This is a genomic window from Paenibacillus forsythiae T98, assembly GCF_000520735.1.
Taxonomy (GTDB): Bacteria; Bacillota; Bacilli; order Paenibacillales; family Paenibacillaceae; genus Paenibacillus_AQ; species Paenibacillus_AQ forsythiae.
Genome location: NZ_ASSC01000893.1, coordinates 1 through 4847 on the forward strand (window position 1 = coordinate 1; position 4847 = coordinate 4847).

Annotated in this window: 5 protein-coding genes; 3 read left to right on the forward strand and 2 right to left on the reverse strand. The window is 51.8% G+C overall.

What is annotated here, in order from left to right; translation table 11 throughout:
• Positions 1-312 precede the first annotated feature (312 nt).
• Entirely contained in the window at positions 313-2193 is a 1881-nt protein-coding gene (htpG, locus tag L692_RS0127155; protein ID WP_025703129.1) for a molecular chaperone HtpG, read from the reverse strand.
• A 417-nt stretch (positions 2194-2610) separates the two neighbouring features.
• Between htpG and L692_RS0127160 the strand changes: the two genes are divergently transcribed.
• From L692_RS0127160 to L692_RS0127170, 3 genes are read left to right on the forward strand one after another with little or no spacing between them, the layout of a single operon-like run.
• Positions 2611-2910: a lasso peptide biosynthesis PqqD family chaperone gene (locus tag L692_RS0127160; RefSeq protein ID WP_025703131.1), complete on the forward strand. Its 300-nt coding sequence runs from the start codon at positions 2611-2613 to the stop codon at positions 2908-2910.
• Positions 2907-3362 (forward strand): lasso peptide biosynthesis B2 protein, encoded by a 456-nt coding sequence (locus L692_RS0127165; RefSeq protein ID WP_025703133.1) that lies wholly within the window; start codon positions 2907-2909, stop codon positions 3360-3362. Before L692_RS0127160 ends, L692_RS0127165 begins: the two co-directional genes overlap by 4 nt.
• A gap of 48 nt (positions 3363-3410) precedes the next feature.
• Positions 3411-3755, forward strand: a complete 345-nt coding sequence (locus L692_RS0127170) for a helix-turn-helix domain-containing protein (RefSeq protein WP_025703136.1) — start codon at positions 3411-3413, stop codon at positions 3753-3755.
• Between the two features lie 95 nt (positions 3756-3850).
• Here the strand turns inward: L692_RS0127170 and galE are convergent.
• Positions 3851-4847, reverse strand: a 997-nt coding sequence (gene galE, locus L692_RS0127175) for a UDP-glucose 4-epimerase GalE (protein WP_036725943.1), incomplete at its 5' end; no start/stop codon positions are given.

Here is a 4847-nt window from a genome sequence, read left to right on the forward strand (position 1 = left end):
CAACTCGCAGATGGCGACTTACATCCCCATAGCTAAGCGAGAGGTTTTACGTCGCAAACTATAAAACGGGGGGCGAAACAGCTAAACCGTCCGCAAGCCGATTTCGCGCTCGGTCCAGGGATGTATATGACGTAAACAAAGACCGAATGCTGCCAAAACGAACGCAGAAGGCTCCTATCAGGTTGGCATTTTCTCTCATTATAGCACATACGTTCGGTAATTGGCGCGAAAAACTTCGTTCTGCCTTTTATGCAAAACAACCCGCACCGGCGCGGGCCGAATACGGGTTGTCTAATAAGCTTCTTGACTGTCTTACACCATAATCTTGCAAATATCGTTCGTGAACTCCACCGGATCGCCGACCGGCAGGCCTTCGATGAGCAGCGCCTGGTTGTACAGCAGGTTCGTATAGAGGGCAAGCTTCTCCTTGTCCTGCTCCTGGGCGCTCTTCAGGGACTGGAAGACATCGTGGTTCACGTTGATTTCCAGTACCTTGTCGGCCTGAACGTCAGCGGCGTTAGGCATCGCCCGGAGCGTTTTTTCCATCTCGATGCTTAAGTCGCCTTCCGAGGACAGGCAGACCGGATGGGATTTCAGGCGTTTGGACGCCTTGACGCTCTTGACCTTGCCTCCGAGTACGTCCTTCATCGCTTCGAACAGATCCTTGTTCTCGGTATCGGCGTTCTCGGCGGCTTTGTCCTGCTCCTCCGTATCGATCCCGAGGTCGCCGCTGGAGACGGATTTGAATTCCTTCTCCTTGTAGCTCATCAGCGTTTTGATGGCGAACTCGTCGATATCGTCGGTGAAGTACAGAATTTCATAGCCTTTGTCGGCCACCACTTCCGTCTGCGGCAGCTTCTCGATCCGTTCGATGGACTCGCCGGAAGCGTAGTAGATGTATTTTTGATCCTCGGGCATTCTGGATACGTATTCGTCCAGGCTAACCAGCTTCTTCTCCTTGGAGGAGTGGAACAGCAGCAGGTCCTGAAGCGTGTCCTTGTTCATGCCGTAGTCGTTGTACACCCCGAACTTGATCTGCCGGCCAAAGGCGCCGTAGAACTTCTCGTACTTCTCCCGCTCGTCCTTGAGCAGACCTTGCAGCGCGCTCTTGATCTTGTTCTTGATGTTCTTCGCGATCAGGCTGAGCTGGCGGTCATGCTGGAGCAGCTCGCGGGAGATGTTGAGCGACAGGTCCTCGGAATCGACCATCCCTTTGACGAAGCTGAAATAGTCGGGCAGCAGATCGCCGCATTTGTTCATGATGAGGACGCCGTTCGAATACAGTTCCAGACCCTTCTCATACTCCTTCGTGTAGTAATCAAAAGGCGTATTCTCCGGAATGAAGAGGATGGCGTTGTACACGACCGCTCCGTCGGCGCTGATATGGACATGCTTGAGCGGCTTGTCGAAGCCGTAGCGCTTCTCCTGGTAGAAGTTCTCGTAGTCCTCGTCTTTCAGCTCGCTCTTGTTCTTGCGCCAGATCGGGACCATGCTGTTGACGGTCTGCTCCTCGGTGATTTGCTCGTATTCGTTCTCGGTGCCTTCCTTCAGCTTGCTTTGGGTAACGTCCATCTTGATCGGGTAGCGGATAAAATCGGAGTATTTCTTGATAATCGATTTCAGGCGGTACTCTTCCAGATACTCGTCGTAATTGTCTTCTTCGGTGTTATCCTTGATCTTCAGGATGATGTCGGTGCCGACCGAATCCTTCCCGGTAGACTCAATTGTATACCCGTCCGCACCCTCGGACTCCCACTTGAAAGCCGTCTCGCTGCCGAGCGCGCGGCTGATTACCGTAACGGTGTCGGCCACCATGAAGGCGGAATAGAATCCGACCCCGAACTGCCCGATAATGTTATGCCCGTCCTTCGCTTCGTTCTCCTTCTTGAAGGCGAGCGAGCCGCTCTTGGCAATGACCCCGAGATTGTTCTCCAGCTCTTCCTGGGTCATGCCGATTCCCGTATCGGAGAGAGTCAGCGTACGGCTCTCCTTGTCTGCGGTCATTTTAATGAAGTAATCCTCTTTGTTGAACGTGAGCGAGTCATCGGTCAGCGCCTTATAGTATATTTTGTCAATGGCGTCACTGGCATTGGAAATAAGCTCACGGAGAAAAATCTCCCGCTGCGTGTAGATCGAGTTAATCATCATTTCCAGCAATCTTTTCGATTCGGCCTGAAACTGTTTCTTGCCCATGAAAAAATCCCCTTCCTTAATATAAATACTTAACTAAATAGCCCGTCCCTGTTCTGCATAAAAACCGATTGCCAAGATGGTATCGCGAACAACACAGCATATCCACCATCTTCCGCACAGATTAGCACTCGAATGACTCGAGTGCTAATCCCTATTTTTATATACCATATTCATACAATGAGGTCAATACGCTACGGTTGGGCACAAAATTACTCTTTGAGAGAGTTGACAATATTTTGGTGAAATGTTACCTTATATTTATCACTGATGTTCTTTATAAAGAACGTATATTCTCTGTTGAATTTCTTTGCTCCTCGTTTATAATTTTCCATTTCCTAAATCGACTCGTTCTTTAGAAAGAACATTTTTTTCAAATTTATATCGAGAGTTATTTATCGGCAAAGGAGATGGTTAGAGATGAAAAAAACAGAGGTTTTGTCGATAGACACCGTTCTGGTTCAATGTGAAGGCAATATTGTCAGCGATATGGACGGCGAGAAGGTGATGCTCAGCATTGAGCAGGGCAAATATTTCAATTTGGGCCAGGTCGGAGGAGATATTTGGGGCATCATCAGCACTCCCCGAACCGTGAAGGAGATCATAGACTCCCTTCGGCAGCTCTATGAAGTGGACGCTGAAATTTGCGAGCAGGACGTCATTCCTTTTTTGCAAAGCCTGCTGAAAGAAGATCTGATTCGCGTAGCTGATGCCGGATGAAGATGGCGAGCAAGCTCCGGCTGGTGTTCAACCTGGACAAGACCACTTTTTTATTCTATTTGGAAGCCTTCGTGCTGCTGGGCTGGGCCCGCACGCTGCTCTTCCGCAAGTTCTCCAAAGTAGCCCCTTCGCTCGGTGAAAGAGGGCGGGAGACCGACCGGGACTGCGATGCGAGCCACACTCCCTCTATGAGACAGGTTGCCGGTTCCATTCATACCGTGAGCAAGTATACGCCGTGGGACAGCAAATGTCTGGTCAGAGCGGTAGCCGGTATGAAAATGCTGGAACGGCGGGGAATCGGCAGCACCCTTTATTTAGGGACGGCGAAGGACAATAACGGCAATCTGATCGCCCATGCCTGGCTGCGCAGCGGTCCTTATTATATTTCCGGCGCGGAAGAGATGGACCAATTTATTATTGTGGACAAGTTCGCCAACACAGCGGACAGATAAATCGAAACAGGCAGGTCATGTATCAGTTTCCAGTGATGGAGGTCGGCTATGATCGGTAAAAAGATACAACAGCTTCGCAAGAAAAAAAACTACTCCCTTACTGAATTATCCGAGAGAGCGGGAGTAGCCAAATCTTATTTGAGTTCAATAGAACGCGGGATTCAGCGGAATCCCTCTATCCAGTTTTTGGAGAAGGTCGGGCTGGTGCTGGGTATAACCGTGGAGGAATTTCTCCAGTCGGACAAGCCGAAGGAAAGCGTTGAAAATGATCAGGTCGAACAGGCCGATATGGAATGGCATGATCTGGTCAAGGAAGCGATGCGCTCCGGGATTAGCAAAAGAGAGTTTCGCGACTTCCTGGAATACAGCAAGTGGAAGCTGGAACGGCGCTAGTCTGCGCACCCCTTGCCTGTTCCATATCCGGCAGAATCGGTTCTGATAAAAAAAGCCATCCCTCCGGCAATTTCGCCTTCGGGACGGCCCCCTGCTTACTTCAACGGTTCCAGCTCACCCGCTGCATAGCCTCCGGGATTGGCGGACTGCCACCGCCACGTATCCTCGCACATCTCTTCAATTCCCCGCTCAGCCCGCCAGCCCAGCTCCTGATTCGCCTTGTCCGTGTCCGCGTAGCAGACGGCAATATCGCCCGCTCTTCGCTCCGATATCCGGTAAGGGATCGCTTGGCCGGACACCTTCTCGAACGCCTTCACGATCTCCAGCACGCTCAGCCCCCGGCCCGTTCCGAGATTATATACATCCACCCCGGTACGGCCCAGTATCCGCTCCAGCGCCTTCAGATGACCCTGCGCCAGATCAACGACATGAATATAGTCTCTTACGCCTGTTCCGTCGACTGTCGGATAGTCATCGCCGAACACACTGAGCTGCGCCAGCTTGCCGACGGCCACCTGGGAGATATAGGGCAGCAGATTGTTCGGAATGCCGTTCGGGTCTTCGCCGATCCGCCCGCTCTTGTGCGCCCCGATCGGATTAAAGTATCGCAGGATGGAAATTCCCCAGCGAGAATCGGATACCGCGATATCACGCAGGATATGCTCAATCATTTCCTTGGTCCGTCCGTACGGATTGGTGGCGCCTACGGGGAAATCTTCCGTAATCGGCACGGAATGCGGAGCGCCGTATACAGTCGCCGATGAGCTGAACACGATGCGGAATACCCCGTGCTTCGCCATGGCTTCGCACAGGCTCAACGTGCTCATAATGTTGGTGTGGTAATATTTCAGCGGAATTTGCACCGACTCCCCGACAGCCTTAAGCCCCGCAAAATGAATGACGGCCTCGACATCGTGCCCCGCAAACACCTCGTCCAGCGCCTTCCTGTCGAGCAGATCCAGCTCATAGAAGGCAAAGGGCTTGCCCGTAATTTCACCGATCCGCTTGATCGCCTCGGGATGGCTGTTCGCAAAATTATCGACAATTACAACTTCATATCCAGCTTCCAGCAGTTCCACTGCGGTGTGGCTG